This is a genomic window from Devosia sp. (assembly GCF_028290435.1).
Taxonomy (GTDB): Bacteria; Pseudomonadota; Alphaproteobacteria; order Rhizobiales; family Devosiaceae; genus Devosia.
The window spans coordinates 1-23695 of record NZ_JAQGJV010000086.1; the positions used below are offsets into that span (position 1 = coordinate 1).

Genomic DNA, 23695 nt, shown 5'->3' on the forward strand with positions numbered 1-23695 from the left:
GGCCAGTTCGTTGTCGCTCATGTCGAGCACCGCATGGCCATTGGCCTGCAGCATGGCGATAATGGCCTGCTTTTCGGCCTCGCCCTGCCGCAGTTTGACGCCGACGAAAATCTGCGCCGCCGCGCCATGGGCATAACGATAGTTGAATTCGGTAATCGCCCGATCGCCCAATAGCCGAATGAAGGCGCGATAGCTGCCGGGCGCCTCGGGAATGGTGACGGCCAGCAAGGCCTCGCCGCGCTCGCCGATTTCGGCGCGTTCGGCCACATGGCGCAACCGGTCGAAATTGATATTGGCGCCCGAATTGATGGCGATCAGCGGGCCGGCCGGGGCCGCGCCCGTCTCGACATGCTTGCGCAATCCCGCCAGCGCCAGCGCGCCCGCAGGCTCGGAAATGGCACGGGTATCGTCAAACACATCCTTGATGGCGGCGCAGATTTCGTCGGTGGTCACCGTGACGATGCCGTCCAGCAATTGGTTGCAGATGCGGAAGGTCTCGGTCCCCACCTGGCGCACCGCGACGCCATCGGCGAACAGGCCGACCTGATCAAGATTAACCGGACGGCCCGCCGCAATCGCCGCCTGCATGCTGGCCGCTTCCTCCGGCTCGACGCCGATCACCTTGACCTCGGGCCGCAGGAACTTGACGATCGCCGCAATGCCGGCCGCCAAACCGCCGCCGCCGATCGGCACATAGATGGCGCCGAGCGGCCCCGGATGCTGCTGCAACAGCTCCATGCCGACCGTGCCCTGGCCGGCAATCACCGCCGGATCGTCAAACGGATGCACGAAGACGAGGCCATCCCTGGCCGCCAGTTCATTGGCATGGTCGCGCGCGGCGTCAAACGCATCGCCAAACAGCACCACCTCGCCCCCCATGCGGCGGACGGAATTGACCTTGATCGACGGCGTCGTCGTTGGCATCACGATGACCGCGCGAATTCCCAGCCGCGACGCCGACAGCGCCACACCCTGCGCGTGATTGCCCGCCGAGGCGCAAATCACCCCGCGCGCGCGTTCCTCCGCGGTGAGACTGGCGATCTTGTTATGCGCCCCGCGAATCTTGAACGAAAACACCGGCTGCAGGTCTTCGCGCTTCAGCAGCACAGGAATACCCAGCCGCGCTGAGAGCAGCGCCATCGGTTCCAGCGGCGTTTCCTCGGCCAGGTCATAGACCGACGAGGTGAGGATGCGGCGGACATAGTCTTGCATTGGCGTCTTCCTGCGCGGCCGATGCCGCGCCACAGCACTGGGCAAAACCGCGCCTGCCTGTCAATCGTCATTCGGCTCCTGCATGGCTGCTTCCCGCCAGCAATCAATCAGTTGATTGAGAGCGTCAGATAGACTAGAACTGCGATACCGGTTGGCGTCTGATCGTGAGCTTTTCGCCCATTGGCCGATGGCTCCTGACAGGATTTGACCGGCTCAGCCCAGATAATTGCCCGGTGGATGACGCAAGTCATGCGTTCCGCCCAGGCCCATATTGCCGCGGAGCCCTTTGCCGATGAGCATGCCCATTGCCCCTGTCAAACGCGAAAGCGGAGACGACCGTAAGGTCGCCATTGCCCTCGCCGCGCGGGCGCTGATCGTCGAAAAGGGCATGGAGGGCCTGCGCACCCGCGACATCGCCGACCGCGTCGGCATCAATATCGCCACCCTGCATTATCACGTGCCCAGTAAGGAGGCGCTGATCTCGCTGGTTGCCAGCAGCATCCGTGCCGATTTTCAGGGCCAGTCGCAGCGCCGCCAGCGGCACGACAAGTCCGGCCTGCAATTGCTCCATATGGAGTTCGAGGATTTCCGCGAGATCATCGCCGACATGCCCGACCTCATTATCGTCCTGACCGAGCTGGTCGAGCGCGCCCGCCGCGACCCGGCGATCAGCACCATCATCAGCCCGCTCTACGATTACTGGCGCAACCAGTTCGTCGAGATTTTCCGCAAGGGCATCGCCGAGGGCTCGTTCCGCCCCGATATCAATCCCTTCGCCGCGGCGCTGATCGTCACCGGCGCCCTGTCCGATTACTGGCGTGGCTGGACCGAATTCCAGAACAGTATCGACGCCATTTTCACCGAACTCGAGCGCGCTTTCGTGCTCACGCCATCACTAAAAGGATAATCCAAATGCCTGCTCACGCTTTTGTCCAGGTGACCAAGGAAAACGCCGATCCACGCCGCTGGCTGGCTCTGTTCGTCCTGCTCATTGCCAATTTCATGAATCTGATCGACGTCACCATCGTCAACGTCGCCCTGCCCAGCATGCGCGAGGGCCTGGGCGCCACCGATAGCCAGATCGAATGGGTGATCGCCGCCTATATCATGGCCTTCGCTCTCGGCTTGCTGCCGTTCGGCCGCCTTGGCGATATCGTAGGCCGCACCAAGCTGTTCCTCTGGGGCGTCGCTGCGTTCACCACGGCCTCGGCCCTCTGCGGCATGTCGCCCAATATCGAATTCCTCATCGGCGCCCGCGTCATCCAGGGTCTGGCTGGCGCCATGATGACGCCGCAGGTGCTGGCCATCGCCACCGTCACCTTCCCGCCCGAAGAGCGCGGCCAGGCTTTCTCGCTGTTCGGCCTTTCGGCCGGCCTCGCCTCGGTCTGCGGCCCCATACTTGGCGGCATGCTGATTTCGGGGCACCTGTTCGGCCTCGACTGGCAGCCCATTTTCCTCGTCAACGTGCCGATCGGCATCGCCGCCGTGGTCGCCGGCTGGTTCCTCATTCCGCGCCTGCCCGGCCATCCGACGCTCAAGAATGACTATATGGGTATCGTGCTGTTCGGGCTCGGCATTGTCGCGGTGGTGTTCCCCATCGTGGAAGGCCGCACCTATGGCTGGCCGCTCTGGGCCTTTGGCATGATTGCCGCCGGCCTCGTGCTGCTCGTGCTGTTTGTCTTCTGGACCCGCGCCCGCGCCGCTGCCAACAAGCCGCAATTGCTGAACTATGACCTGATCACCAACAAGCAGTTCATGTTCGGCGCCTTCGTCATGACGGTGTTCGCCTCGGGCATTCCGGGCATGTTCATGGTGATCTCGCTGCTGCTGCAGGGCGGCTTCGATTTCAGCCCGCTCGAATCGGGCCTCACCAATACGCCGTTCTCCATCGGTGTGCTGGCCGCCTCCCTGATCGCCGGCCGTTTCGGCTCCACCTATCTGCGCTCGCGCCTGGCCGCCTCGGCCGGCATGCTAGTGATCGGCATCGGCTGGCTGCATTTCTACATCGCCAGCGTTGGCGACAGCATCGACCACTGGCAGTTCCTGCCGCCGCTGCTGATCGCCGGCACCGGTCTGGGCCTGGGCTTCTCGGCCCTGTTCCAGCTCGTGCTGGCCAATGTGCCGCCGCGTGACGCCGGCGCCGGTTCGGGCTCACTCCAGGCCTTCCAACAGGTCGGCGGTGCGCTCGGCGTGGCGCTGATCGGTCAGATCTTCTTCTCCAATCTGGGCAATACCTTCGCCACCGGCGCCACCCAGCACGCCGCCTTCTCCAGCGCCTCGAGCCTGGCGCTCTGGTACGTCATCTGCTCGTTCGGCTTGGTGCTGCTGCTGGTGCCGTTGTTCAAGCGCGGCGGCCAGCAGGGTCGCGGCGCGCCGGTCACCCCGGTTCTGGTCGAAGCCTAAACGCATCTGCCATTCGCGCGCTAGGAAGGCCGCCCCCCCACGGGCGGCCTTTGCTTTGCCCGCTAAGGTTTCCTCAACCCTGCCGACAAAGGCCACATTTCCGCCGCTCTGCCGGCCAGATCAGCCGTCACCAAGCGACACCGCTCACAACAGGCCCACCGATGAACCGCTTCACCGCCCTTGCCGCAATCCTGCTCGTCGGCACCGCTGCCGCGACAGCCGCACCCGCCAATTTCGTCTATACCAGCGGCGGCGAACTGGCCGATGCTCAGGCGATCCTCGAACGCTCCGATATCGAGGGCGCCCAGGTGGTCTATAACTGGAAGCGGCTGGAACCCACCGAGGGCATCTACGACTTTTCCGCCATCGAGGACGACCTCACCCGCACCGATGCTTTGGGCAAAAAGCTTTTCATCCAGGTCCAGGACCGCTTTTTCAGCCCCGACGCCCGCAACATCCCCGCCTACCTGCTGGAGGACCCCAAATATGGCGGCGGCCTCGTCGAGCAGATCGAGGAGAGCAAGACCGAGGGCTATGGCTGGACCACGATGCAATGGCGGCCCGAAGTGCGCGCCCGATACCAGGCCCTGCTAGCGGCCCTCGCGGCCCGCTTCGATGGCAAGGTCTACGGCGTCAACCTGCCCGAAACCGCCATCGACGTCACCGAGGATCGCAAGGATGCCGGGTTCTCCTGCGATGCCTATTTTGCTGCCGAGCTGGACAACCTCACTGCCGCCCGTGCCGCCTTCCAGCATTCCGTGGTGGTGCAATACGTCAATTTCTGGCCCTGCGAATGGGACAATGACCACGCCTATATGAGCCGCCTGTTCGAATTCGCCCAGGCCCACGACATTGGCCTCGGCGGCCCCGATATCGTGCCGTGGCGCAAGGGCCAGATGAAAAACTCCTACCCCTTCTTCAACCAGTACAAAGGCAAGCTGCCCTTCGTGGGCATGGCCGTGCAGGAGCCCACGCTCGACTACATCAACGACAAGACCGGCAAGCCCTTCACCAAGGACGAGTTCGTGGATTTCGCCACCGACTATCTCGGAGTCAACGCGGTGTTCTGGAGCACAGAGACGCCTTGGTTGAACAAGTAGCTTCCAGGCCGCTCACGGATCACAATTCCCACGCGTTTACCGCCCGGCAACCATACGGGTTCACCATGCGGACGTCGTAGTAAGGAGTATCGCCCATGGAAGACCCGATCCGCCATCGCGCCTATGAACTTTGGGAAGCGGCCGGCAAGCCCGAAGGCGCCGACCAGCATTTCTGGTTTGTCGCCGCCAGCGAGATGGCCGCATCGGCCGCCAAAACCATCAAGCCCGCGCGCAAGCGCGCCAAGCCAGCTGTCAAAAAGGCCGCCTGATCTACCGCGCCAAGGGCCCGTAGAGATAGCGCTGCAAGGTCGGCCCGATGCCGGCGATGATCTGCTCGCGCGACATGGCCGCCACCGGGCCGAGGCTCAGAACGTAACGGCTCAGCGCCAGACCGAGCATCTGGCTGGCGATCAGCCCGGCCCGCTGTGGCGCCTCCTGCGGCCCCACCATCGCCACCACGGCGGGCAGCAATTGCTCGCTGAGCACCGCCGCGATCCGGGCCGCAGCCACCGGGTTGGATGACGCCGACCGCAGCAGCACCGCAAAGCCGCTGCCCTCCTGTTCCCAAACCGCGATGAAATGCGCCGCCATCCGCTCGCCCGCCTTGTCCGGCGCCTCGCCTAGGTCCTGCGGCAGGTTGAGATCGAAATTGGCGGTATCGGCGAACAGGCCGTCCTTGGAGCCGAAATAGCGCATCACCATGGCCGGATCGATATTAGCCTCCCGCGCAATGTCGCGGATGGTGGCGCGTTCATATCCAACCAACGCAAACACCTGCCGCGCCGCCGCCCTGATTGCACTCTTGGTCCGCTCGGATTTTCGCTCGATCATCGTCCCTCATCACGTTTATCAACACTCGTTGACAAATTCTGCGTATCGCGTCATTTTGCCAACAAGCGTTGATAAATGGAGAAATCCCATGCTTCCTGTCAAGACCGATGTGATGATCATTGGTGCAGGACCAACCGGTCTGGCGCTGGCCCTCACGCTGCGCAAAGCCGGCGTGGACTGTCTCGTCATCGACAAGCTGGCCGCCCCGCAGGCCAATTCGCGTGCCGCGGTGATTCATGCCCATACGCTCGACGTGCTCGACCGCATCGGCGCCGCTGCCCCGCTCGCCGCTGCGGGGCTTCATTTGCGCCAATTCTCCATCCGCGATCGCGACCGGGCCATGCTGCAGATGGATTTCACCGCCGCGCCCTCGCCGCATAATTATCTGCTGATGCTGCCGCAAAACGAAACCGAACGCCTGTTGGCCGAGGCGCTTGTCACTGCCGGCGGTCAGGTCTGGCGCAACTGCGCCGCCGATGCCGTCACAATCCAGCCCGGTGGCGCCAGCGTGGCCGTCACCACCCACGATGGCCGCCGCGATATTGCAGCACGCTTCGTGGTCGGCGCCGATGGTATGCACAGCGTGGTGCGGCAGGCCGCCGGTATCGGCTATCAGGGCGCCGCCAATGCCGAATCTTTCATCCTGGCCGACGTCGCCATGCATTGGGGCCTGCCGACCGACGATGTGATGATTTTCTTTTCCCCCGATGGCGTCATGGTGGTGGCCCCTTTGCCGGATGGCCGCTTCCGCATCGTGGCAACGCTGGCCGATGCGCCCGAACATCCTGATGCCGTCCTGGTCCAATCAATCCTGCGCCAGCGCGGCCCGCGCCAGGGGCAGGCCGAGGTCACCGATCTTGCCTGGAGTTCGCGCTTCCGCGTGCAGCATCGGCTGGCCGATGCCTATCGGAAGGGACCACTGTTGCTGGTCGGCGATGCCGCTCATGTCCACAGCCCGGCGGGCGGGCAGGGGATGAATACCGGGCTGGTCGATGCCGTCGTGCTCGGCCAATTGCTGGTCCGGGTCGTGGCCGAAAGTCGGCCCGACACTTCGCTCGATGCCTATGAGCGCCTGCGCCGCCCCGCCGCTGCCGAAGTGCTCAAGCTTGCCGGCGGCCTGACCACCCTCGCCACGCTACGCAATCCGCTGGCCCGCGGCCTGCGCAATCTGGGCCTCGGGGTCGTCAACGCTCTGCCGCCCGCGCGAAACCGCCTGCTGCTAGGCCTCTCCGGCCTCGGCCGGGCCGATGCCGCCCAATTGCCGGATTAGAACCGAGCCATCCCCACCGTGGGTGAGAGAGTTCCGTGCTGCATAACAAGTGGTGCAATGCGGCAAACAAAAAGGCCGCCCATTGGGCGGCCTTTGCATTTCCGCAATGGCGGCTCCTACCGCACGATCAGCGTGCCCGCACCAAACTCGGTGAACAACTCCACCAGCACCACATGCGGCGATTTGCCATTGAGGATAACCACGCCCTCGACACCGTTTTCCAAAGCTTCCAGGCACGTTTCCACCTTGGGGATCATGCCGCCCGAAATGGTGCCGTCGGCGATCAGTTCCTTGGCTTCGCGCACGCTCAGCTCTGGGATCAGCTTGCCGTCCTTGTTGAGCACGCCGGGCACGTCGGTCAGGAACAGCAGGCGCTTGGCGCCGAGCGAGCCCGCAATGGCGCCCGCAAAGGTATCGGCATTGATGTTGTAGGTAGCGCCATCACGGCCGGGCGCCACCGGGGCGATCACCGGGATCATCTCGGAACGCGCCAACAGGTCGAGCAGCGTGCGGTCGACTTCGACCGGCTCGCCCACAAACCCAAGATCAAGCACCCGCTCGATATTGGAAGTCGGGTCCTTGACGGTCTTGATCGCCTTCTTGGCGAAGACCATGTTGCCGTCTTTACCGCAGAGGCCAATGGCCCATTCGCCCTCGGCGTTGATCAGCGCCACGATTTCCTTGTTGATCGAGCCGGCCAAAACCATCTCGACGACTTCCATCGTGCGCGCGTCAGTAACCCGCAGCCCGCCCTCGAACTTGGATTCGATGCCCAGCTTTGCCAGCATGGAGGCAATCTGCGGCCCCCCGCCATGCACCACGATCGGATTGACCTTGGATTGCTTGAGCAGGGCGATATCGCGCGCGAAAGCGGCGCCCAGCTTGGCATCGCCCATGGCATGGCCGCCGTATTTCACGACGACGGTCTTGCCCTCATAGCGCTGCATATAGGGCAGCGCTTGCGCCAGAATGCCGGCATCGTGAGAGAACCGGTCGGTGGAGTTGTCTTGCTCAGTCATGGGCGAACCCAATCTCCTTCGAAAGCGGCGCAAAAAAGTCCGTCTCCGCTCTAATCGATTTTGCAGCGGAGCGAAACGAACTTGTCGGATAAAATGATGACGGTTGATCCATTTGTCGCCATAGTCCGTATCGCAGGCATCCAGAATTCCATCGCACCGGGCAAGGGCGGGGTGTTCAGGATGGAGGAGGCACGCTATGAGTTTGGCCATGCAGCCGCAGAGCCAGGATATCGCCGATCTGATCGCCCGCTGTGCGCTGCGCGATCGTGTTGCGTTCAAGACATTATATGAGCGGACCAGCGCGAAACTCTTTGGCGTGGTTCTGCGTATCTTGAAAGACCGCTCGGAAGCCGAAGAGGCAATCCAGGAGGTCTATATCAAGATTTGGCAGCGCGCCGATCGCTACGTCGCCGGGGGCTACAGCCCCATAAGTTGGCTCGTGGCCGTGGCACGCAATCACTCCCTTGATATTCTGCGGGCACGACGCCCGGTTTCGGCCGATATCGACGCGGCCCTCGAAGTGCCCGACTCCGGTCCCTCCCCGGAGCGGGCGGCCGAGGATAGCGACGAGCGCGGCCGGATCGAACACTGCCTCGGCACGCTCGACCCCGAGCGTGCCGACGCAGTCCGCGGCGCCTATCTCGATGGCTACAGCTATGACGAGCTGGCTGCCAAATACGACGTGCCGCTGAATACGATGCGAACATGGCTGCGCCGCAGCCTGCTACGATTGAGAGAGTGTCTGACCCAATGAGCACGAGCGAGCATACCGGTGAAGATGAAGGCGGGCGCAATGCGCTTGTCGCCGAGTATGTGCTTGGCCTGCTGGACACCAATGAACATGAGCGCATCGGTCGTCTGATCGATGACGATCCGGCCTTGCGCCGCGAGCGCGATTTCTGGATTTCGCGCTTTGGCGCCCTCAATCGCGAATATGAAGATACCCCGGTTCCCGCCCACCTGTTCAATGCCATCGAGGCGCGAGCCTTTGGCGATGTGATCAAGGCACGTGGCGCCACCAGCTTCTGGGATAGCCTTATGGTGTGGCGCGGCATTGCCGCCGGGGCGCTGGCCGTGGCGGTCATCGCCGTCGGTTTCCACGTGTTCCAGCCGGCTCCCAATGCCTCCACGCTCACCACTCAGCTGGTCGCAGCGCTGGAAGAAGAAGGCAGCAATGTCAAATTCGTCGCGCTCTATGATGGCGCCGGCAATGTTCGGTTGACCGCGCTTTCGGGCGAAGCGGTGCCGGAAAAGGATTTCGAACTCTGGGCCATCCAGGGTGGCAACAATCCGGTGTCGATGGGCGTCATCCCCGTCAACGAGCGGAGCGCCGTAACCGTGCCTGCCGATGTGATGAAGGGGTTGGGCGAAGGCTCGGTTCTCGCCATTACGCTCGAAGCCAAGGGGGGCTCCAGCGATGGCGCCCCGCATGGCCCGATCGTCGCCAAGGGCGCCGTTACCAGGATCTGACGCGCCAGATCACCGCCGCTCAAATATAATTTAAATATTTTTCGCCGTCCGGAAAATCTTCGGGCGGCGTTGCTCTTTATTGGCCTCGGCGTACGTCAGAATTGTCTACCAATCTCATAGAGAAGAATTATTTTGCGGAATTTTTATATTTCCTGAAACTTCGCCAAAAACGCTCCGTTCCTCCGCATGTCCCCACCGATCAAGGGGAAAGAAACACAGGAAGGAACCCACTATGAACATCTCTCTCCGCGCTATTGCCGTTGCCGCCATGATGACCGTTGGCTCGCTCTCGGGTGCTGCCGTCTACGCCCAGGAAAATCCGATGGTTGGCGGCGCTGCCATGTTCGCCGACAAGAACATCATCGAGAACGCCGTGAACTCCGCTGACCACACTACGCTGGTTGCCGCCGTCAAGGCCGCAGGTCTCGTCGATGCGCTCTCCGGCCCCGGCCCGTTCACAGTGCTGGCTCCCACCAACGAAGCTTTCGCGGCTCTGCCAGCCGGCACCGTCGACACGCTGCTGAAGCCAGAAAACAAGGAAATGCTGGCCACCATCCTGAAGTGCCACGTGATCGCCGCCAAGGCGCTCTCGACCGACATCATGTCGATGGCCAAGGCCGATGGCGGCAAGCACGTCGTTGATACCCTGGGTGGCTGCAAGCTGACCCTGGAGGCCACCGATAAGGGCGTGACCGTTACCGACGAAAACGGCACCGTCGCTCACGTGACCATCGCCGACGTCCTGCAGTCGAATGGCGTCATCCACGTTATCGATGCCGTCCTGACCCCGAAGGCTGCCAAGTAACCAAACGCCGCGCTATAACGAATAGCGCTGTAGAAGAGGGTGCGCGGGTTGCGCGCTCTCACCAAATCTTGACGTGCCATTGCCTTGCCCAAGGACTTACACTGGCCGTCAAAAGCCCCGCGCTTGGTCCTCCTCCCTCCGGTGGCCCAGCGCGGGGCATCTTCTCTAAGGGAGTTGATCGATGGACGCCAACCGCCGCACATTCCTCCTCGCCGGCACCGCTGCCGCAGCTCTTGGCGCTTACGCGCTGTTCCGCCCCATGGGCGTGACGCCGGCCGCCGCCGCCGAAGGCGATTTTCCCTACAAGCTGACCGATGCCGAGTGGAAAGCCAAGCTCTCCCCCGAGGCCTATGACGTGCTGCGCAATGAGGGTACCGAGATGCCTGGGTCCTCGCCACTGCTCGAAGAGCACCGCGTCGGCACCTTCTCCTGCCTCGGCTGCGATCAGCCTCTGTTCGACAGCAAGACCAAGTTCGAAAGCGGCACCGGCTGGCCCAGCTTTTACGATCACCTCGCCGGCGGTATTGCCACCACCACAGACAGCACTTTGGGCATGACCCGCACCGAAGTGCATTGCGCCAATTGCGGTGGCCATCTCGGCCACGTCTTCGACGACGGCCCGCAGCCGACCGGCCTGCGCTACTGCATGGACGGCGTGGCGCTCAAGTTCACTGCCGCATAATTGCCGCTAAGCCCCTGTTGATCTGCGATGCCCTTTGCTATGCGAAGGGCATTGTCGTTTGCGCGGGGCGATTTCGATGAAACTGACCATCATCCAGACCGGTGGCGTGCCGGCAGCACTTGCTGACCGTTTCGTTCCATATCCCAAAATGTTCGAGACTATGTTCGATGCGACCGGGCAGGGCTTCACCTACGAGACCGTTCCGGTGTTCGAGGGCGCTCCGCTCCCCGATCCGGGATCGCTCGACGCCATCCTGATCACCGGGTCGGCCGCCGGCGTTTACGACGACTATTTCTGGCTCGATCCGCTCCGCGCTTTCATCCGCGATGCGTACAGGAAGAAGTCCAGCATGCTGGGGATTTGCTTTGGTCATCAGATCATGGCGGACGCCCTTGGCGGAGACGTGCGCAAGTCCGAAAAGGGCTGGGGCCTGGGCCGCCATACCTATTCCGTCCAGCAGCGTCCCGGCTTCATGAATGGTGCCCCGCCGAGCCTTGCGGTCGCCTGTTCACACCAGGATCAGGTTATCGTCGCGCCGGCCGAGGCCGAAGTTATCCTCGCGTCGCAATTCACTCCAAACGCCGGGCTGGCCTACAAAAACGGCGCGGCCCTGAGCTTCCAACCCCACCCGGAATTCGCCGACGACTACACCACCGCCCTAGTCGAACTCCGCCGCGGCAAAGCCCCCGAGGAAGTGGTGGAAACGGCGCTGAAGTCAGTTGCCAATCCGTCCAATAGTGCCGAGGTTGCTGGCTATCTGGGCCAGTTCTTCAAGGGGCGCTGACATGGCTGTCGCTGAAATGCTGTCTTTGATCGACAGTTACCTCGAAACCCTCACCCTCACCCACAGCCGCAAGGCCGAAGTCGAAACGCTGCGCCGCCTGATCCTTGACGCCGTCCCCGGCTTGGTCGAGCGCATCAAGTGGAACGCCCCCAGTTTCGGCCGGGGCAACGACGATCGCATCACCATGCGACTCCACCCCGGCGACCGGGTACAACTCATCCTGCACCGCGGCGCCAAGGCCGGCGCCGACGACCTGTTCCGCTTCGAGGACCCCGACAAACTGATCGCCTGGGCCGCCCCGGATCGCGGCGTCATCACCTTCGCCGATGCCGCCGACCTGGCGCAGAAGTCAGAAGCGCTTGTCCCGGTGCTGCGGCGCTGGGTGGCAATGACGACGCGATAGAGTCGCAAAAAATGATTTGATGACAAATGGTTAGGCCTGCTGACAGCTTCTGTCATATCGCAATCCTAACCTCATGCCATCAACCAGCGAGGGCGCGCGATGGACATCACCGGCAGGGGCCAGGTCAGCGATTTTGATTTTCTGCTCGGCAATTGGACCGTCGAAAACCGCCGCCTGAAGCAGCGCCATGTCGGCAGCGACGAGTGGGATATCTTTCCCGCCACCCAGCAATTCTGGAAATTGCTGGGCGGGGTGATGAATGTCGACGAGTTCAATTGCCCGGCCCGCGGCTTCTCCGGCGCCAGTATTCGCACGCTGGACCAGACCACTCGACGCTGGTCGATCTATTGGGTCAATAGCGCCAGCGGCATAATGTTTCCGCCGGTCCACGGCCAATTCTGCAACGACCAGGGCATCTTCTACGGCACCGACGAGGACAACGGCGTCCATGTCGATGTCCGGTTCACCTGGAGTTTCCAGCTCGACGGCCGGCCCCTCTGGAGCCAGGCCTATTCCACCGATGTCGGCGCCAATTGGGAGACCAACTGGACGATGGATTTTACGCGGGCGAGCTAACTCGCCATCAACAAAGCAATCTCGGCCCGCAGATCGCGAAGGCCTTCGCCCTTGACGCTCGACGTCAGGATAACATGCGGATGCGCCGCCGGGCGTTTGGCGATGGCGGCCTTGGTCATAGCAATGACGGCGTCGAGTTCTTCCCTCGACGGCTTGTCGGCCTTGGTGAGGACGACCTGATAGCTGACGGCGGACTTGTCGAGCTCGTTCATCACCGTCAGGTCATTGTCCTTGGGACCGTGGCGTCCATCGACCAGCACATAGACCCGGCGCAGCGTCTGCCGGCCGGTGAGATATTGGTGGATCAGCTTGGTCCAGGCGCGCACCTTAGGCTCGGGTGCCTTGGCATAGCCATAGCCGGGCATGTCGACAATGCGCAGCTCGGCGCTGGTGCTCTCGAAAATATTGAGTTCCTGGGTGCGGCCCGGCGTATTGGACGTGCGGGCGAGACCCGAAACGCCGCACAGCGCATTGATCAGGCTGGACTTGCCCACATTGGAGCGGCCCGCAAAGGCGATCTCGACCTTGTCCATCGGCGGCAGGTCGGCGAGTTTGACGCAACCTTTGACGAAGACGAACGGCCTCGCAAACAGCAGGCGGCCGGTTTCAACGATGTCGGGCGAGTAGTCGACGGCATCAGGCTGCATGGGACTGGCATTCCAAATTTGGTGGCGTCAGCGTTGCGTTGGATCAACGCCCACGCCCGCCTGAAGTATTGAGGCTTGGTTTGGAATTCGCATACACCACTCACCGCCCAACTCCAAGCTTTCGAGTTTTGGAGGGGCGGGGCAATGGAGCGGGACTTCCACAATCCTAACGTGCTTCCCCCAAGATTAGCCCACCCGCCGGCCTTCCCCCGGACCTGATCCGGGGGCTTCTCGCCGCTTGTGTCGGATTGGGCGAGGCCCGCGGATCAAGTCCGCGGGAAGAACGAGAGGGGGAGGGTGGAGAAAAGCTGCGACAAACAGAAAGGGCGCCCCGCGGGACGCCCTTTTTTATTTTCTAGGCCTTTGGTGTTTCCACCGGTTTGGGCTTGCGCTTGAAACTGTCGATGATGTTGCCGAACAGGTTCACCTCGGCGCCGTGGCGCTTCATGATAAACCACTGCTGTGTCACCGAGAGCGTATTGTTCCAGGCCCAGTAGATCACCAGACCCGCCGGGAAAGTGCCCAGCATGAAGGTGAAAATGATCGGCATCAGGCCGAAGATCATCGCCTGGGTCGGATCCGGCGGCGGCGGATTGAGCTTCATCTGGACCCACATGGTGATGCCCATGATGACGGGCCAGACGCCCAGATGCAGGTAGCCGCCGATGATCGGCAGGAACGTCGGGTCCCAGGGAACCAGGCCAAACAGGGTGAAAATATTGGTCGGATCGGGCGCTGCCAGATCCTGAATCCAGCCGAAGAACGGCGCGTGGCGCATTTCGAGGCTGATAAAGATGACGGTGTAGAGCGAATAGAACACCGGGATCTGGATCAGCATCGGCCAGCAACCCGAGAGCGGATTGATCTTTTCGCGCTTGTAAAGCTCCATCATCGCCTGCTGCTGGGCGGGCTTGTCGTCCTTGAAGCGCTCCTGCATCGCCTTCATTTCAGGCTGCACGCGGCGCATCGCGGCCATCGACTTGTAGGAGCGGTTGGCCAGCGGGAAGAACACTGCCTTGACCAGCACGGTCACGCACAGCACTGCGACGCCGAAATTGCCGATCACGCCGTAGAGGATAGTGAGCAGCTTGAACATCGGGTAGGTCAGGAAATGCAGCCAGCCCCAATCGATCATCAGATCGAGACGGTCGAAGCCATACTTTTCCTTGTAGCCATCAACGACGGCCACTTCCTTTGCGCCGGCAAAGATATAGCTCTCATTGCTGGCAGTGGCGCCGGGCGCCACGGTCACCGGGGTCGTTTCCACATAGCTGGACTGGTAGATGTCCATGGTGCCGGTGGGGTTGGACCAGGAGAAGCGCGCATTGAGCGGCACGCCCGGCTTGGCCAGCACGGCGGTAGCCCAGTATTTGTCGGTGAAGCCGAGCCAGCCCGAGGTGTTCTGCAGATCGATCGTCTGATCCTTCTGCATATCGGTGTACTTCTTGGCGACGAGGTTATTGGACGCCAGAACGCCGGTCGGGCCTTCATGCTGGATGAAGAAGTTCTGCACCTTGGGCGTGTCGTGGCGAGCCACGCGCGCATAGGGGAACAGCGAAACAGTGGCAGCACCCGTGTTCTCGACGCTCTGGGTGACGGTGAACAGGTAATGCTCGTCGACCGCGAAGGTGCGGCGGAAAATCAGGCCCGCGCCATTGTCGAACTTGAGGGTGACGGGAGTCGCCACGGTCAGTGATGTGTTGGCGCCGTCCACGGTCCACACCGAGGCGTTGTCGGGCACGGCGACTGCGGCGCCATTGGCCGGGGCCCAACCCTGCTCGATATAATAGGCATTGTGCACGCCGGACGGCGTCAGCAGCGTGATGATCGGCGAGGCCGGATCCACGGTCTCCTGGTACTGCTTGAGTTCCAGGTCATCGAGCCGCGCGCCGGTCAGGTTGATCGAGCCGTGCAGGTCTTCGGTATCGATAGTGACGCGCTGGCTCGCCGCAATGGCGGCGGCGCGATCGGGATAGACCGTGTTGCTGACGGCAGCCTCGGCTGGGCCGGGGGTGGCGGCAACCGTCGTTGCCGGCGTGGCCACGGGGGCGGCAGCCGCAGCCTGCGCGGCAGCAATTTCCTGCTGCTGCTGGGCGCGCTGCAATTGCGGCCCCGCAACGAAGAATTGCCAGCCGAACAGCACGAGCATGCTGAGCACGATGGCGATAATCACATTGCGATTGTCTGTCATGGTCGAGTGTTCCGATGGCCGGCACGGCCGGAAGAATGGGGCTTGTCGGCGGATTTGGGGCCATGCACGCGAGCGATGCAAAAGGCCAGATCCGCGACCAGCCGGTCAAAGGGTTGGCTCAGCGCTTCGCGCCGACCCACCAGCACATAATCATGGCACGGCATAAAGTCATCGGCGCATGCTGTCACAGCTGCGCGAAGGCGACGCTTGATGCGATTGCGCTCGGGCGAATTGCCCGATTTCTTGGTCACCGTAAACCCGATGCCGGGCGCGTCCTCGCGCGCGGAAATCGCCTGCAGCCCAAACGCAGAGCGCCCGGCGCGATTGCCCCGGGCGGCCCGAACGAATTGGCTTCGCTTCTTCAAGCGGCGCAGAGCGCTACTCGCTTGATCCATGGCCGTCATCCGGCCACAGGGCCTTAGGCCGAGAGCTTCTTGCGGCCGTCGCGACGGCGCTTGTTCAGAATCGCACGGCCGTCCTTGGTGGCCATACGGGCACGGAAACCGTGACGGCGGGCACGCACGAGCTGACTTGGCTGGTATGTACGTTTCATGACATCAGACCGCGCTTGCGCCCGGTTCCTCTTATTGGCTCTGCTTGCGCAAGACTGTGTGGCATCCGTCGAGCGGGCTCGGACGGTGCGGGTTGAGGGGGTCTATAGGGAAAAGGTCGCCCCAAGTCAACGCATCCCAAACGCCAAAACACAGCCTCGCGCGCGTCACGTCGCCTTCTTTATGCACAAAGCGTTTGGCCCGATTGTCATTATTGCCGTCTTTGCCCATAAGAGCGCAGTCGCTCCTCTTTCCAGCCTTGGCGGACATGGCGGATATCCTCAAGCCCGATCTGTGCATTCTCGGTGCCGGTGCTGCCGGCATTGCCCTGGCCATAGCCGCGCGCGATCATGGCGCCTCGGTGGTGATGATCGATCTGGGCGCGCCAGGCGACAGCCTCAAGAGTGGCCCTGTACCGTCAGCTGCGCTGGCCGCCGCCGCAGCGACGGCGCACAATTTGCGCAATGCCACATCCTTCGGCATGGGCAATGGCGATCCCAAGGTCAATTTCCGCGGCGTCCACGAATTTATTCAGTCCACCATTGCGGCCATCGCCCCGCGCGAAGCCGCCGAGCGGCTACGGGCTTTGGGCATCGAAATGCTCGCCGCGCCGGCCGCCTTTGTCGATAAGCGCACGGTCAAGGCTGGCGAGACGCTGATCCGCGCCCGACGCTTCGTCATCGCCAGCGGCTCGAACCCGGTCGTGCCGCCGATCAAGAACCTAGGCGAAGTGCCGTTCTTCAGCACCGACACCATTTTCGCCAATACCTATAAGCTCTCCCATCTGGTGATTCTGGGTGGTGGGGCCCTCGGGCTGGAATTTGCGCAGTCCTATCGCCGCCTCGGCTGCGAAGTGACGGTGGTCGAGGCCAGTTCCGCGCTAGCCGAGGTGGATTCCGAGGCCGCCGAGATGACACTACGCCGGCTGCGCGAAGAGGGCGTCATCATCCACGAGCGTAGCGTGGTCACCGAGATGGTGCCGCGCAGCCAAGGCATCGGCGTGATGATCCGTCATGAGGACGGCACCGAAGCCACGCTCGACGCGTCGCACATCCTCTTGGCAGTCGGCCGCACACCCAATTTCGGCGGGCTGGCGCTCGACAAGGCCGGCATCCGTTTCGACAAAGGCAATGCCGACCGCCTGCTACTGCGACCGAAGCTGCTGACCTCCAATGGCCGCGTTCATGTCATCGGCGAAGCCGCGGGTTCCCCGCCCTCGCTGCCGGCGGCCCAGCATGATGCTCACGTGGTGCTGGAAAGCGCGCTGTTCAACCGCACTATCAAGCGGGCGCCGACCGATATCCCGGTGACAGTGTTCACCGACCCACAAGTCGCGCAGATCGGCGTCACCGAAGCCGCCGCAAAACTGCGCTTAAAGGGCGCCTACAAGGTGATCCGTGCCAGCTTTTCCGAAAACGACCGCGCCATCGCCATGCGCCGCAGTGCCGGCATCGCCAAGCTCATCACCGATCGCCACGGCGCCATCCTGGGCGCCGCCATTGCGGGTCCCGAAGCAGGCGAGCTGATCGCGTTTTTCGGCCTCGCCATACGTCATGGCATCAGGCTGCCCGACCTCGCCGATGCAGTAGCGCCCTATCCAAGCTTTACGGGCATTGTTGGCCAACTGGTCGAGGCGTGGCGCCAGCAGGCAGGCGCCGAGCCTTGGCGGCAGCGCCGCCTGGCACTGGTGCGACGGCTGCCCTAGGCGGCGCAATCAGGCCGGCCGATAAATCTGCGCCACCGCGCCCCCTGGAAAGGCCTTCGAACTTACCAGCGTCAGGCGCATTGGAGCGGCGAGTTCCGAAAACAGCGGCAGGCCCTGACCCAGCGCCACTGGAGCCACAACCAGGGCGAACTGATCTACCAATCCCTGGGCGACGAGACTGCGGGCGAAGCTGACGCCGCCATGGGCAATGATCGGCTTGCCGTCCTGGGCTTTCAACTTGGCGATTTCCTCCGCCAGGTCGCCGCCCGCCACATAGGCATCCGCCCAGCTTTCGCCGCCAGGTTGCAGCTTTGCGGACTGTGTGGTCCCCGCATGGACGCGGGCCTCATCGAGGCCAGCCGCCGTATCCAGGTTCATCAGCGCCGCCAGCTTCTGTCGCGAAAAGACCGCCTTGGGGATCTGATTCATTGGGGGCGCGAAGGCGTCGGTTGAGGTCGGCCACCAGGCGGCCATACCCTGGAAGCTGCGGCTGCCCATGATGTGCAGGCTGGCGTTCGATACGAAGTCTACGCCCCAGGCCTTCGCCTCTTGATCGGCGCCGAACATCCATCTGTTGGTGCCATCCATATCGCTGACGAAGCCGTCGATCGACATGGCCATCCTCAAGATCAGGTCTCTCACGGTTTTCTCCTCAGCCGGTTCTGGCTCAAGGACGGCCGGGATCAATCGGTTCCGACACGTCTATTTCCCAAACCTGGAAAATCACGACCGATGCGATCAAATTGCATGAGGCCCAAGCCGTGCGGGGGCTTACGCAAATTTGCGCTTGCCCTATAATGGCTTGTAATGACAGCCGAACGCAGCGTTTTGCCCGGCCGGTTCTCCGGTCTATCGATCAAGCTGATCGCCACCATCATCATGGTGATCTTTGCGGTCGAGATCGTCGTTTATTTGCCCTCGATCGCCAACTACCGCGCCAGTTGGCTCGATGACCGCCTCCGCGTCGGCGTGGTGGCGGCGCGGGTGCTCGACGCTGTCCCTGACGTCATGGCCCTGCCGCGCGCGCTGACCGATCGCCTGCTGAATTCGGCCGGTGCCGACGCCATCGTCTATCGTCGCGAAGGCCAGAGCCAGTTGATCGAGCTGGAAAATGCGGTGACGCCTACCGTGGCGGTGACTGCCGACATGCGCCTGCGCGATCCGATGACGCTGATCATGGGCGCCGTCGATACCCTTCTGGGCGGGGGTGGGCGGACCTTGCGCATCGTGGGCGAGGGCGATCGCGACGAGAGCCTGGTCGAGCTTTTGATGCCCGAACGGCCGCTGCGCTATGACCTGTTCACCTATTCACGCGACTTCTTCCTGATCTCGCTGATCATCGCTTTCATCACCGCCGCCGTGCTGTATCTGGTGGTGCGCTGGGTCTTCATCATGCCGGTGCGGCGGCTGACCGAGAATATGCTGGCCTATCGCCAAGCCCCCGAAAATGCCAGCCTGATCATAACGCCCTCGCAGCGCAGAGACGAAATCGGCATTGCCGAGCGCGAACTCGCAGCCATGGAGCAAGACCTGTTCTCGATGCTGCGCCAGCGCCGGCACCTGGCCGATCTGGGCCTGGCCGTGGCCAAGATCAATCACGACCTGCGCAATACGCTGACATCGGCGCAATTGCTGTCCGACCAGGTGGCGACGCTCGACGATCCAAAAGTGCAGCGGCTGGCGCCGCGCCTCGTCACCACGCTCGACAAGGCCATCGGCTTCGCCCAGTCGGTGCTCGACTATGGCCGAGAAAGCGCCGCCCCGCCGGTGCCCGGCCCGGTCGATCTCCGCACGCTCATTGAAGACGCCGCTTTCGATGCGCGGCTGGTCGGCCATCCCGGCATTGCCTTCAACAACGGCGCGCCAGAAGGCCTCAGCATCAACGTCGACGCTGGCCAATTGGCGCGCGTCTTCGTCAACCTGCTCAAGAACGCGCGTGAGGCCCTCGAATCGGTCACTGCATTTCCCATGCCGCCCGAAGTGCGGGTCGAGGTGACGCAGAGCGAGGACGGGCTGGTCATCGCTGTGACCGATAATGGCCCCGGCCTGTTGCCCCGGGCCCGCGCCAATCTCTTTGTCGCCTTTGAGGGCTCGGCCCGCGCTGGTGGCACCGGCCTCGGCCTCGCCATTGCCCGTGAACTGGTGGAAGCCCATGGCGGGCACCTGCAATGGGTCGAACAAGGCCGGGGTACCCGCTTTGAAGTCAGCCTGCCAACCAGTGCCATTTTGCGTTGATCGCATCGCTCTCTTGTATAACCGACATTTCTACCTCCCCGCGCTTGCAAACCACAAAAACCCGCTGTATGGGTTGCCCCGCTTCACGAGGAAGCTGGCGCAAGCCGCTCCCCCACCGTGATTGCTTTCCGAACTTCAGTTCGGACGTGCGCGCCCTTAGCTCAGCTGGATAGAGCACCAGACTACGAATCTGGGGGTCAGGAGTTCGAATCTCTTAGGGCGCGCCAATCCATCTCGTTGATGGAGCTCAACAATCTGGGTTTGCTGGACTTTTGCCTGCCGCTGTTGATACACAGAGGTGGTCCACATGGTCCTGTCCATGCCTTCTCCATACAAGCATTCCCGCGACGGGCGTTTACTGGTATCGCCAACGTGTTCCCGCTCGTTTTTCCACGGTAGCCAAGGGCAAAGTTGTTACCGTCACGGTGGATGGACTGCCATCCTCAATGACCCTCGGTGCCGACCTTAAGGTGTCGCTGCGTACCAAGAGTCCCGCAGAAGCGAAGCGGCTAGCCAAAGAAGCACAGGACGAATTTGATCGGGTTTGGCTGTCCTTCGAACAAGGCCCGGTCAAACTGACGTTGAAGCAGATCACTGCACTCGCTGGTGAAATGTACCACGTCATTAGAGCTGTCCTCGAAGATGACCCCGGTGAATCTGCGAACTGGGCGCGAAGGCGGCGGGACACCGAGGCTAGCGAAACGAGACGGCTGGCGTCACCGGCACGCAATTTGATGATTCCGGCGCCAAGCCTCGAAGCCCGTTTGGGCACATGGGTAGATGGAGCGCTCGCCGAACGTCACCTGAGCGTTGACGACGAGACGCGCAAACGCATGTTGCACGAGTTTGACCGGGCGGCAGGCGACATAGCTATGCTGCTGGAGCGACGTGGCAAGGGAGACTTTGGAGCCGACACTGTTGGTGATCGTTTTCCCGCCTTCGTGCAGGACTCTACTCCCACGGTGACACGCGTTACCGATGGCCTGACGCTCACTCGCCTTGTGGATGTTTGGGCCGGCCGGTTTAGCAAGCCCAAGACGCAAACCGTCAAAGGCTATCGCAGCGTAGTCACGCAATTCATCGCCTTTCTTGGCCACGATGCCGCTCAAGACGTGACGGATATGGACGTTGCGCGGTGGCACGCTAGCCTAGTTGGCACCGGGACGATCAAGCACGATACGTTCATAAAGAAACACCGAGCGGCCATTGGTTAGTCGTCGTATCACGCCAACGGTGCCACCACGCGTAGACTATTCCATGACGCCGCGTGGACAGGCATTGATGGTGCTCCTGCGTAAGTTGCATCTGTGGGCCACGGAATACCATCACGACATTGCACGATCGCGGCAAGCCTTCGATGCAGTAGCCAACAATGAGCTTTGACCAAGGCGAACAAATTTGTTCGTTCCTATCAAAATAGTGCCGTCTTGAGCGCACGGCACGGGTGCTCCATTTCCAAGGCTGAAATTCACCAGCAAGGAAGCGACATGGGCCTCAAACCCAAAATTGGCATCGTGCTTGGTACGACCCGCCCGACCCGTTTCGCCGACAAACCCGCAGCGTGACTGCTCGATATCGCGAGAGCGCGAAACGATGCCCAATTTGAGATCGTGGACCTACGCGATTACCCGATGCCGTTTTTCGAGGAAGCCGGCTCACCGATGTTCGTGCCGCCGCAGAACGAGATGGCCCTCGCCTGGAGACGAAAAGTTGCCGAATTCGACGGCTACACTTTCGTAACCGCTGAATACAATCACAGCATGCCGGCCGTGCTCAAGAATGCCCTCGACTATGCCTATGCCGAATTCGTACGCAAGCCAGTGACCTTTGTGGCCTACGGCGGGTGGGCGGCGCCCGTGCCTTTGAGCAACTGAGCCTTGTCGTGGCTGAGTTGCAGATGACATCGCTCAAGCAGACTGTGCATATCGGCTCGACCGAGTTCATCGGCATGCTGATGCAGGGCAAGAGTTTCGCAGATTTTCCATATCTCGATGAGACTGCCACAACCATGCTTGATCATTTGACCTGGTGGGCCAACGCGCTCAAAGCGGGCCGCGACCGCGAAGCCGCCGAGCCCTTCGACCACCAAAAAGCACTTGCATCGGCTGGCGCCTAAGAGCCGACGTAGGACCTATCAGGATCGTTCCCCGAGAGCGGATTATCAAGGCGCGTCCCACCCCAATCAAGAACTCGTAAACATTAGGCACAGCACGGCGACGATGCCGCCCTGGGGTTGCAGCCTTGGAGAAGAAATTATCCTGTCGGTTTGCGGATACGGGAATTGGAGGCTCAAACTCGGTCGGCGGCCGCGCAAGCGCCTATCAACTGCAGCTACGCGCCCACCGGGAGAGGCCACATGCCTGAACGCATCCGGGATCTTCGGCATTTCCACTATGCGTTGGCGTCGGCCGAGCATGGCAGCTTTCGCCGCGCCGCCGCTGCGCTGAACGTTCAGCAGTCAACGGTGAGCAGGGGCGTAATTAGGCAGCTCAAGGATTGCGATGTGCTGTGAAACGGCAGCAGCGATAGTGTTGGCGAGCTCTTCGCCGGCGACGGCCCATCCGGCCAGATCGACGACATCCGATATGAGGAAGTTGCGCGTCTCTAGATGAACGAGTGAGAAACGCAGCCGGTGACCTCCCATTACCTCGGTACTGACAAAATAGTCGGCGCCGAGTTTTGCCGCCTGGCCCTCCGAGTCCATCCCACTGATCTGCCGAGCGGTGAAGGGTGCAAACATTGAAAATGTACGCTGGCGACAAAGCGCCAGCGTACCGGTCGCCCCGCCGCGATCGACCTCTGGGGGGAGCATAACGACACAGGGGAGACCGATAACATTCGGCGAGCTGGGTTGAACCTTTGTTGCGGCAACCTCCGCTGCCGCGGTTGGAAGCTTCGCAGCTATCCAGGCCATGGTCTCAGGAGTGAGGCTGGCGTTCACGTCTCGCCGCAGCCGATTTCTGAATGCTTCGAGATGAGCGATAGCAAAGGCATGGCGTCCCTGCTGGACATAACTTGCCACACGAGCACGAAGTAAGCGCTCCTCGTAGGGGAACCGCGTCATAGCTTGATCGAGTATCGGGTCGAATTCTGGACCAATCGTTGCTTCTGCGGCCCCTAACACCAGCGAGAGAACGATGTCATCCAGTGCGGCGCTTTGTCCTCAGCCATTCGTCGAACTCGGAATTATCACCGCCGTGGCCCTCCAAAAGATCGCCGGCAAGTAGGCTGTTGAAAGGAGGGTGCCGCGACGTGTCGTTGCCGTTCCCCAACAACGCCTCCAGGTCCGAATTGCCCTGACTGACGAGCCGATCATTGGTGACAGCTAGGACGTCGACGCCGTTTTCCCTCTGCCACTTTCGGATCGCAGTGACGACGTAGCGCAGGTTGGCTTGGGCCCTCTCTCGGCTCGCATCCGGCCATAGCCTCGCCGATACTTCTGTGCGTGACACCGAACTGTGCGGTGACAGCGCGGCCACCTCCAGCACCTCGTAGCCACGCGCTGGAAATGTCCCTCTCCCTGATTGTGTGGGGCGCCAAACAGCCTTAGCATTTGAATTTCGTCCGATCGGTTGGGCATCCACATCAAACGACTCGTGTCGGAGAGGTTATGGTCCTCAACGAGGCGTGACTATCGTGATCAGTGCCGCTCTCTCCCTTCAGGCGTGGGGATGCAAAAAGTTGAGGGGCGCCTCACGCCCCGTAGGGGATCCAGATGTTTTTGAATTGAGTTGCCTTGCCCAGGAAATAATCCCCCTCAAACAGCCGATCCGCCAGATCGTAATACAGTCCCCGGCTGGTCCAGGTCTGC

At 62.0% G+C, this 23695-nt stretch carries 29 protein-coding genes and 1 tRNA gene; 20 read left to right on the forward strand and 10 right to left on the reverse strand.

All coding sequences use genetic code 11. The annotated features are described in order from the left end of the window. A partial coding sequence (ilvA, locus tag JWP26_RS19140) for a threonine ammonia-lyase, biosynthetic (RefSeq protein ID WP_299731583.1) occupies positions 1 to 1212 on the reverse strand: 1212 nt, incomplete at its 3' end. Positions 1213 to 1504: 292 nt separating this feature from the next. On the opposite strand from ilvA, the gene JWP26_RS19145 reads away from it, so the two are divergent. From JWP26_RS19145 to JWP26_RS19160, 4 genes are all read left to right on the forward strand, one after another. Beyond that, on the forward strand, positions 1505 to 2119 hold the full coding sequence (locus JWP26_RS19145) for a TetR/AcrR family transcriptional regulator (RefSeq protein ID WP_299731586.1): 615 nt from the start codon (positions 1505 to 1507) through the stop codon (positions 2117 to 2119). Positions 2120 to 2124: 5 nt separating this feature from the next. Then, positions 2125 to 3615 carry a DHA2 family efflux MFS transporter permease subunit gene (locus tag JWP26_RS19150; protein WP_299731589.1) on the forward strand — a complete coding sequence of 497 codons (1491 nt, stop codon included), beginning with the start codon at positions 2125 to 2127 and terminating at the stop codon, positions 3613 to 3615. A gap of 161 nt (positions 3616 to 3776) precedes the next feature. Beyond that, on the forward strand, positions 3777 to 4715 hold the full coding sequence (locus JWP26_RS19155) for a hypothetical protein (RefSeq protein ID WP_299731592.1): 939 nt from the start codon (positions 3777 to 3779) through the stop codon (positions 4713 to 4715). Between the two features lie 95 nt (positions 4716 to 4810). Next, positions 4811 to 4984, forward strand: coding sequence for a DUF2934 domain-containing protein (locus tag JWP26_RS19160; protein ID WP_299731595.1), 174 nt, complete (start codon positions 4811 to 4813; stop codon positions 4982 to 4984). A gap of 1 nt (position 4985) precedes the next feature. Here JWP26_RS19160 and JWP26_RS19165 read toward each other — a convergent pair whose 3' ends face one another. Beyond that, entirely contained in the window at positions 4986 to 5546 is a 561-nt protein-coding gene (locus tag JWP26_RS19165; protein WP_299731598.1) for a TetR family transcriptional regulator, read from the reverse strand. Between the two features lie 88 nt (positions 5547 to 5634). Between JWP26_RS19165 and JWP26_RS19170 the strand changes: the two genes are divergently transcribed. Then, entirely contained in the window at positions 5635 to 6816 is a 1182-nt protein-coding gene (locus JWP26_RS19170; RefSeq protein ID WP_299731601.1) for an NAD(P)/FAD-dependent oxidoreductase, read from the forward strand. Positions 6817 to 6932: 116 nt separating this feature from the next. On the opposite strand, the gene argB is transcribed toward JWP26_RS19170, so the two are convergent. Beyond that, complete coding sequence (argB, locus tag JWP26_RS19175; RefSeq protein WP_299731604.1) at positions 6933 to 7835, reverse strand: acetylglutamate kinase; 903 nt, start codon at positions 7833 to 7835, stop codon at positions 6933 to 6935. Positions 7836 to 8043: 208 nt separating this feature from the next. Here argB and JWP26_RS19180 point away from each other — a divergent pair, with 208 nt between their 5' ends. From JWP26_RS19180 to JWP26_RS19210, 7 genes are all read left to right on the forward strand, one after another. Then, positions 8044 to 8589: a sigma-70 family RNA polymerase sigma factor gene (locus JWP26_RS19180; protein ID WP_299731646.1), complete on the forward strand. Its 546-nt coding sequence runs from the start codon at positions 8044 to 8046 to the stop codon at positions 8587 to 8589. Further along, the gene (locus JWP26_RS19185) at positions 8586 to 9305 is read left to right on the forward strand and encodes an anti-sigma factor (RefSeq protein WP_299731607.1); all 720 of its coding nucleotides are present in this window, start codon (positions 8586 to 8588) and stop codon (positions 9303 to 9305) included. The genes JWP26_RS19180 and JWP26_RS19185 overlap by 4 nt, the downstream gene beginning before the upstream one ends. 268 nt (positions 9306 to 9573) lie before the next feature. Next, positions 9574 to 10110, forward strand: coding sequence for a fasciclin domain-containing protein (locus tag JWP26_RS19190; RefSeq protein WP_299731649.1), 537 nt, complete (start codon positions 9574 to 9576; stop codon positions 10108 to 10110). 181 nt (positions 10111 to 10291) lie between these two features. Then, a complete protein-coding gene (msrB, locus tag JWP26_RS19195; protein WP_299731610.1) occupies positions 10292 to 10792 on the forward strand; it encodes a peptide-methionine (R)-S-oxide reductase MsrB in 501 nt (166 codons plus the stop codon). A gap of 76 nt (positions 10793 to 10868) precedes the next feature. Then, positions 10869 to 11576, forward strand: a complete 708-nt coding sequence (locus JWP26_RS19200; protein ID WP_299731613.1) for a type 1 glutamine amidotransferase — start codon at positions 10869 to 10871, stop codon at positions 11574 to 11576. A gap of 1 nt (position 11577) precedes the next feature. Further along, positions 11578 to 11979, forward strand: coding sequence for a DUF1801 domain-containing protein (locus JWP26_RS19205; RefSeq protein WP_299731616.1), 402 nt, complete (start codon positions 11578 to 11580; stop codon positions 11977 to 11979). Positions 11980 to 12078: 99 nt separating this feature from the next. Further along, positions 12079 to 12555, forward strand: coding sequence for a hypothetical protein (locus tag JWP26_RS19210; protein WP_299731618.1), 477 nt, complete (start codon positions 12079 to 12081; stop codon positions 12553 to 12555). On the opposite strand, the gene yihA is transcribed toward JWP26_RS19210, so the two are convergent. The 4 genes from yihA to rpmH form a co-directional block, all read right to left on the reverse strand. Beyond that, positions 12552 to 13202 carry a ribosome biogenesis GTP-binding protein YihA/YsxC gene (gene yihA, locus JWP26_RS19215; RefSeq protein ID WP_299731620.1) on the reverse strand — a complete coding sequence of 217 codons (651 nt, stop codon included), beginning with the start codon at positions 13200 to 13202 and terminating at the stop codon, positions 12552 to 12554. The two genes, JWP26_RS19210 and yihA, sit on opposite strands and share 4 nt — an antisense overlap. 355 nt (positions 13203 to 13557) lie before the next feature. Continuing rightward, positions 13558 to 15393: a membrane protein insertase YidC gene (yidC, locus tag JWP26_RS19220; protein WP_299731622.1), complete on the reverse strand. Its 1836-nt coding sequence runs from the start codon at positions 15391 to 15393 to the stop codon at positions 13558 to 13560. Further along, on the reverse strand, positions 15390 to 15797 hold the full coding sequence (gene rnpA / locus JWP26_RS19225; protein ID WP_367184174.1) for a ribonuclease P protein component: 408 nt from the start codon (positions 15795 to 15797) through the stop codon (positions 15390 to 15392). The genes yidC and rnpA overlap by 4 nt, the downstream gene beginning before the upstream one ends. A gap of 14 nt (positions 15798 to 15811) precedes the next feature. Continuing rightward, positions 15812 to 15946, reverse strand: a complete 135-nt coding sequence (rpmH, locus tag JWP26_RS19230; RefSeq protein ID WP_299731626.1) for a 50S ribosomal protein L34 — start codon at positions 15944 to 15946, stop codon at positions 15812 to 15814. 266 nt (positions 15947 to 16212) lie between these two features. On the opposite strand from rpmH, the gene JWP26_RS19235 reads away from it, so the two are divergent. Beyond that, positions 16213 to 17649: an NAD(P)/FAD-dependent oxidoreductase gene (locus JWP26_RS19235; protein WP_299731628.1), complete on the forward strand. Its 1437-nt coding sequence runs from the start codon at positions 16213 to 16215 to the stop codon at positions 17647 to 17649. A 9-nt stretch (positions 17650 to 17658) separates the two neighbouring features. On the opposite strand, the gene JWP26_RS19240 is transcribed toward JWP26_RS19235, so the two are convergent. Further along, positions 17659 to 18291 (reverse strand): dihydrofolate reductase family protein, encoded by a 633-nt coding sequence (locus JWP26_RS19240; RefSeq protein WP_299731631.1) that lies wholly within the window; start codon positions 18289 to 18291, stop codon positions 17659 to 17661. A 165-nt stretch (positions 18292 to 18456) separates the two neighbouring features. Here JWP26_RS19240 and JWP26_RS19245 point away from each other — a divergent pair, with 165 nt between their 5' ends. The 7 genes from JWP26_RS19245 (at position 18457) to JWP26_RS19265 (ending at position 22396) form a co-directional block, all read left to right on the forward strand. Continuing rightward, positions 18457 to 19884 carry a HAMP domain-containing sensor histidine kinase gene (locus JWP26_RS19245; protein ID WP_299731634.1) on the forward strand — a complete coding sequence of 476 codons (1428 nt, stop codon included), beginning with the start codon at positions 18457 to 18459 and terminating at the stop codon, positions 19882 to 19884. Positions 19885 to 20034: 150 nt separating this feature from the next. Continuing rightward, positions 20035 to 20111 (forward strand) — tRNA-Arg (locus tag JWP26_RS19250). A 219-nt stretch (positions 20112 to 20330) separates the two neighbouring features. Beyond that, positions 20331 to 21098, forward strand: coding sequence for a DUF6538 domain-containing protein (locus JWP26_RS19255; RefSeq protein WP_299731637.1), 768 nt, complete (start codon positions 20331 to 20333; stop codon positions 21096 to 21098). Positions 21099 to 21141: 43 nt separating this feature from the next. Continuing rightward, positions 21142 to 21267: a hypothetical protein gene (locus JWP26_RS22430; RefSeq protein ID WP_367184175.1), complete on the forward strand. Its 126-nt coding sequence runs from the start codon at positions 21142 to 21144 to the stop codon at positions 21265 to 21267. A gap of 248 nt (positions 21268 to 21515) precedes the next feature. Then, the gene (locus tag JWP26_RS22435) at positions 21516 to 21758 is read left to right on the forward strand and encodes an NADPH-dependent FMN reductase (protein ID WP_367184176.1); all 243 of its coding nucleotides are present in this window, start codon (positions 21516 to 21518) and stop codon (positions 21756 to 21758) included. Positions 21759 to 21766: 8 nt separating this feature from the next. After that, the gene (locus JWP26_RS22440; RefSeq protein WP_367184177.1) at positions 21767 to 22000 is read left to right on the forward strand and encodes a hypothetical protein; all 234 of its coding nucleotides are present in this window, start codon (positions 21767 to 21769) and stop codon (positions 21998 to 22000) included. A gap of 240 nt (positions 22001 to 22240) precedes the next feature. Continuing rightward, positions 22241 to 22396, forward strand: coding sequence for a LysR family transcriptional regulator (locus tag JWP26_RS19265; RefSeq protein WP_299731640.1), 156 nt, complete (start codon positions 22241 to 22243; stop codon positions 22394 to 22396). Here JWP26_RS19265 and JWP26_RS19270 read toward each other — a convergent pair. Both JWP26_RS19270 and JWP26_RS19275 read right to left on the reverse strand, forming a co-directional pair. Further along, positions 22343 to 22948: a hypothetical protein gene (locus JWP26_RS19270; RefSeq protein ID WP_299731652.1), complete on the reverse strand. Its 606-nt coding sequence runs from the start codon at positions 22946 to 22948 to the stop codon at positions 22343 to 22345. The genes JWP26_RS19265 and JWP26_RS19270 overlap by 54 nt on opposite strands. Before the next feature lie 76 nt (positions 22949 to 23024). Further along, complete coding sequence (locus tag JWP26_RS19275; protein WP_299731643.1) at positions 23025 to 23363, reverse strand: hypothetical protein; 339 nt, start codon at positions 23361 to 23363, stop codon at positions 23025 to 23027. Positions 23364 to 23695 lie beyond the last annotated feature (332 nt).

Bases quoted from the DNA above. Each gene is read 5' to 3' on its own strand.
- JWP26_RS19145 (WP_299731586.1), top strand. From the start codon at position 1,505: ATGAGCATGCCCATTGCCCCTGTCAAACGCGAAAGCGGAGACGACCGT.
- JWP26_RS19150 (WP_299731589.1), top strand. From the start codon at position 2,125: ATGCCTGCTCACGCTTTTGTCCAGGTGACCAAGGAAAACGCCGATCCA.
- JWP26_RS19155 (WP_299731592.1), top strand. From the start codon at position 3,777: ATGAACCGCTTCACCGCCCTTGCCGCAATCCTGCTCGTCGGCACCGCT.
- JWP26_RS19160 (WP_299731595.1), top strand. From the start codon at position 4,811: ATGGAAGACCCGATCCGCCATCGCGCCTATGAACTTTGGGAAGCGGCC.
- JWP26_RS19165 (WP_299731598.1), bottom strand. From the start codon at position 5,546: ATGATCGAGCGAAAATCCGAGCGGACCAAGAGTGCAATCAGGGCGGCG.
- JWP26_RS19170 (WP_299731601.1), top strand. From the start codon at position 5,635: ATGCTTCCTGTCAAGACCGATGTGATGATCATTGGTGCAGGACCAACC.
- argB (WP_299731604.1), bottom strand. From the start codon at position 7,835: ATGACTGAGCAAGACAACTCCACCGACCGGTTCTCTCACGATGCCGGC.
- JWP26_RS19180 (WP_299731646.1), top strand. From the start codon at position 8,044: ATGCAGCCGCAGAGCCAGGATATCGCCGATCTGATCGCCCGCTGTGCG.
- JWP26_RS19185 (WP_299731607.1), top strand. From the start codon at position 8,586: ATGAGCACGAGCGAGCATACCGGTGAAGATGAAGGCGGGCGCAATGCG.
- JWP26_RS19190 (WP_299731649.1), top strand. From the start codon at position 9,574: ATGATGACCGTTGGCTCGCTCTCGGGTGCTGCCGTCTACGCCCAGGAA.
- msrB (WP_299731610.1), top strand. From the start codon at position 10,292: ATGGACGCCAACCGCCGCACATTCCTCCTCGCCGGCACCGCTGCCGCA.
- JWP26_RS19200 (WP_299731613.1), top strand. From the start codon at position 10,869: ATGAAACTGACCATCATCCAGACCGGTGGCGTGCCGGCAGCACTTGCT.
- JWP26_RS19205 (WP_299731616.1), top strand. From the start codon at position 11,578: ATGGCTGTCGCTGAAATGCTGTCTTTGATCGACAGTTACCTCGAAACC.
- JWP26_RS19210 (WP_299731618.1), top strand. From the start codon at position 12,079: ATGGACATCACCGGCAGGGGCCAGGTCAGCGATTTTGATTTTCTGCTC.
- yihA (WP_299731620.1), bottom strand. From the start codon at position 13,202: ATGCAGCCTGATGCCGTCGACTACTCGCCCGACATCGTTGAAACCGGC.
- yidC (WP_299731622.1), bottom strand. From the start codon at position 15,393: ATGACAGACAATCGCAATGTGATTATCGCCATCGTGCTCAGCATGCTC.
- rnpA (WP_367184174.1), bottom strand. From the start codon at position 15,797: ATGACGGCCATGGATCAAGCGAGTAGCGCTCTGCGCCGCTTGAAGAAG.
- rpmH (WP_299731626.1), bottom strand. From the start codon at position 15,946: ATGAAACGTACATACCAGCCAAGTCAGCTCGTGCGTGCCCGCCGTCAC.
- JWP26_RS19235 (WP_299731628.1), top strand. From the start codon at position 16,213: ATGGCGGATATCCTCAAGCCCGATCTGTGCATTCTCGGTGCCGGTGCT.
- JWP26_RS19245 (WP_299731634.1), top strand. From the start codon at position 18,457: ATGACAGCCGAACGCAGCGTTTTGCCCGGCCGGTTCTCCGGTCTATCG.
- JWP26_RS19255 (WP_299731637.1), top strand. From the start codon at position 20,331: ATGACCCTCGGTGCCGACCTTAAGGTGTCGCTGCGTACCAAGAGTCCC.
- JWP26_RS22430 (WP_367184175.1), top strand. From the start codon at position 21,142: ATGACGCCGCGTGGACAGGCATTGATGGTGCTCCTGCGTAAGTTGCAT.
- JWP26_RS22435 (WP_367184176.1), top strand. From the start codon at position 21,516: ATGCCGTTTTTCGAGGAAGCCGGCTCACCGATGTTCGTGCCGCCGCAG.
- JWP26_RS19265 (WP_299731640.1), top strand. From the start codon at position 22,241: ATGCCTGAACGCATCCGGGATCTTCGGCATTTCCACTATGCGTTGGCG.
- JWP26_RS19270 (WP_299731652.1), bottom strand. From the start codon at position 22,948: ATGACGCGGTTCCCCTACGAGGAGCGCTTACTTCGTGCTCGTGTGGCA.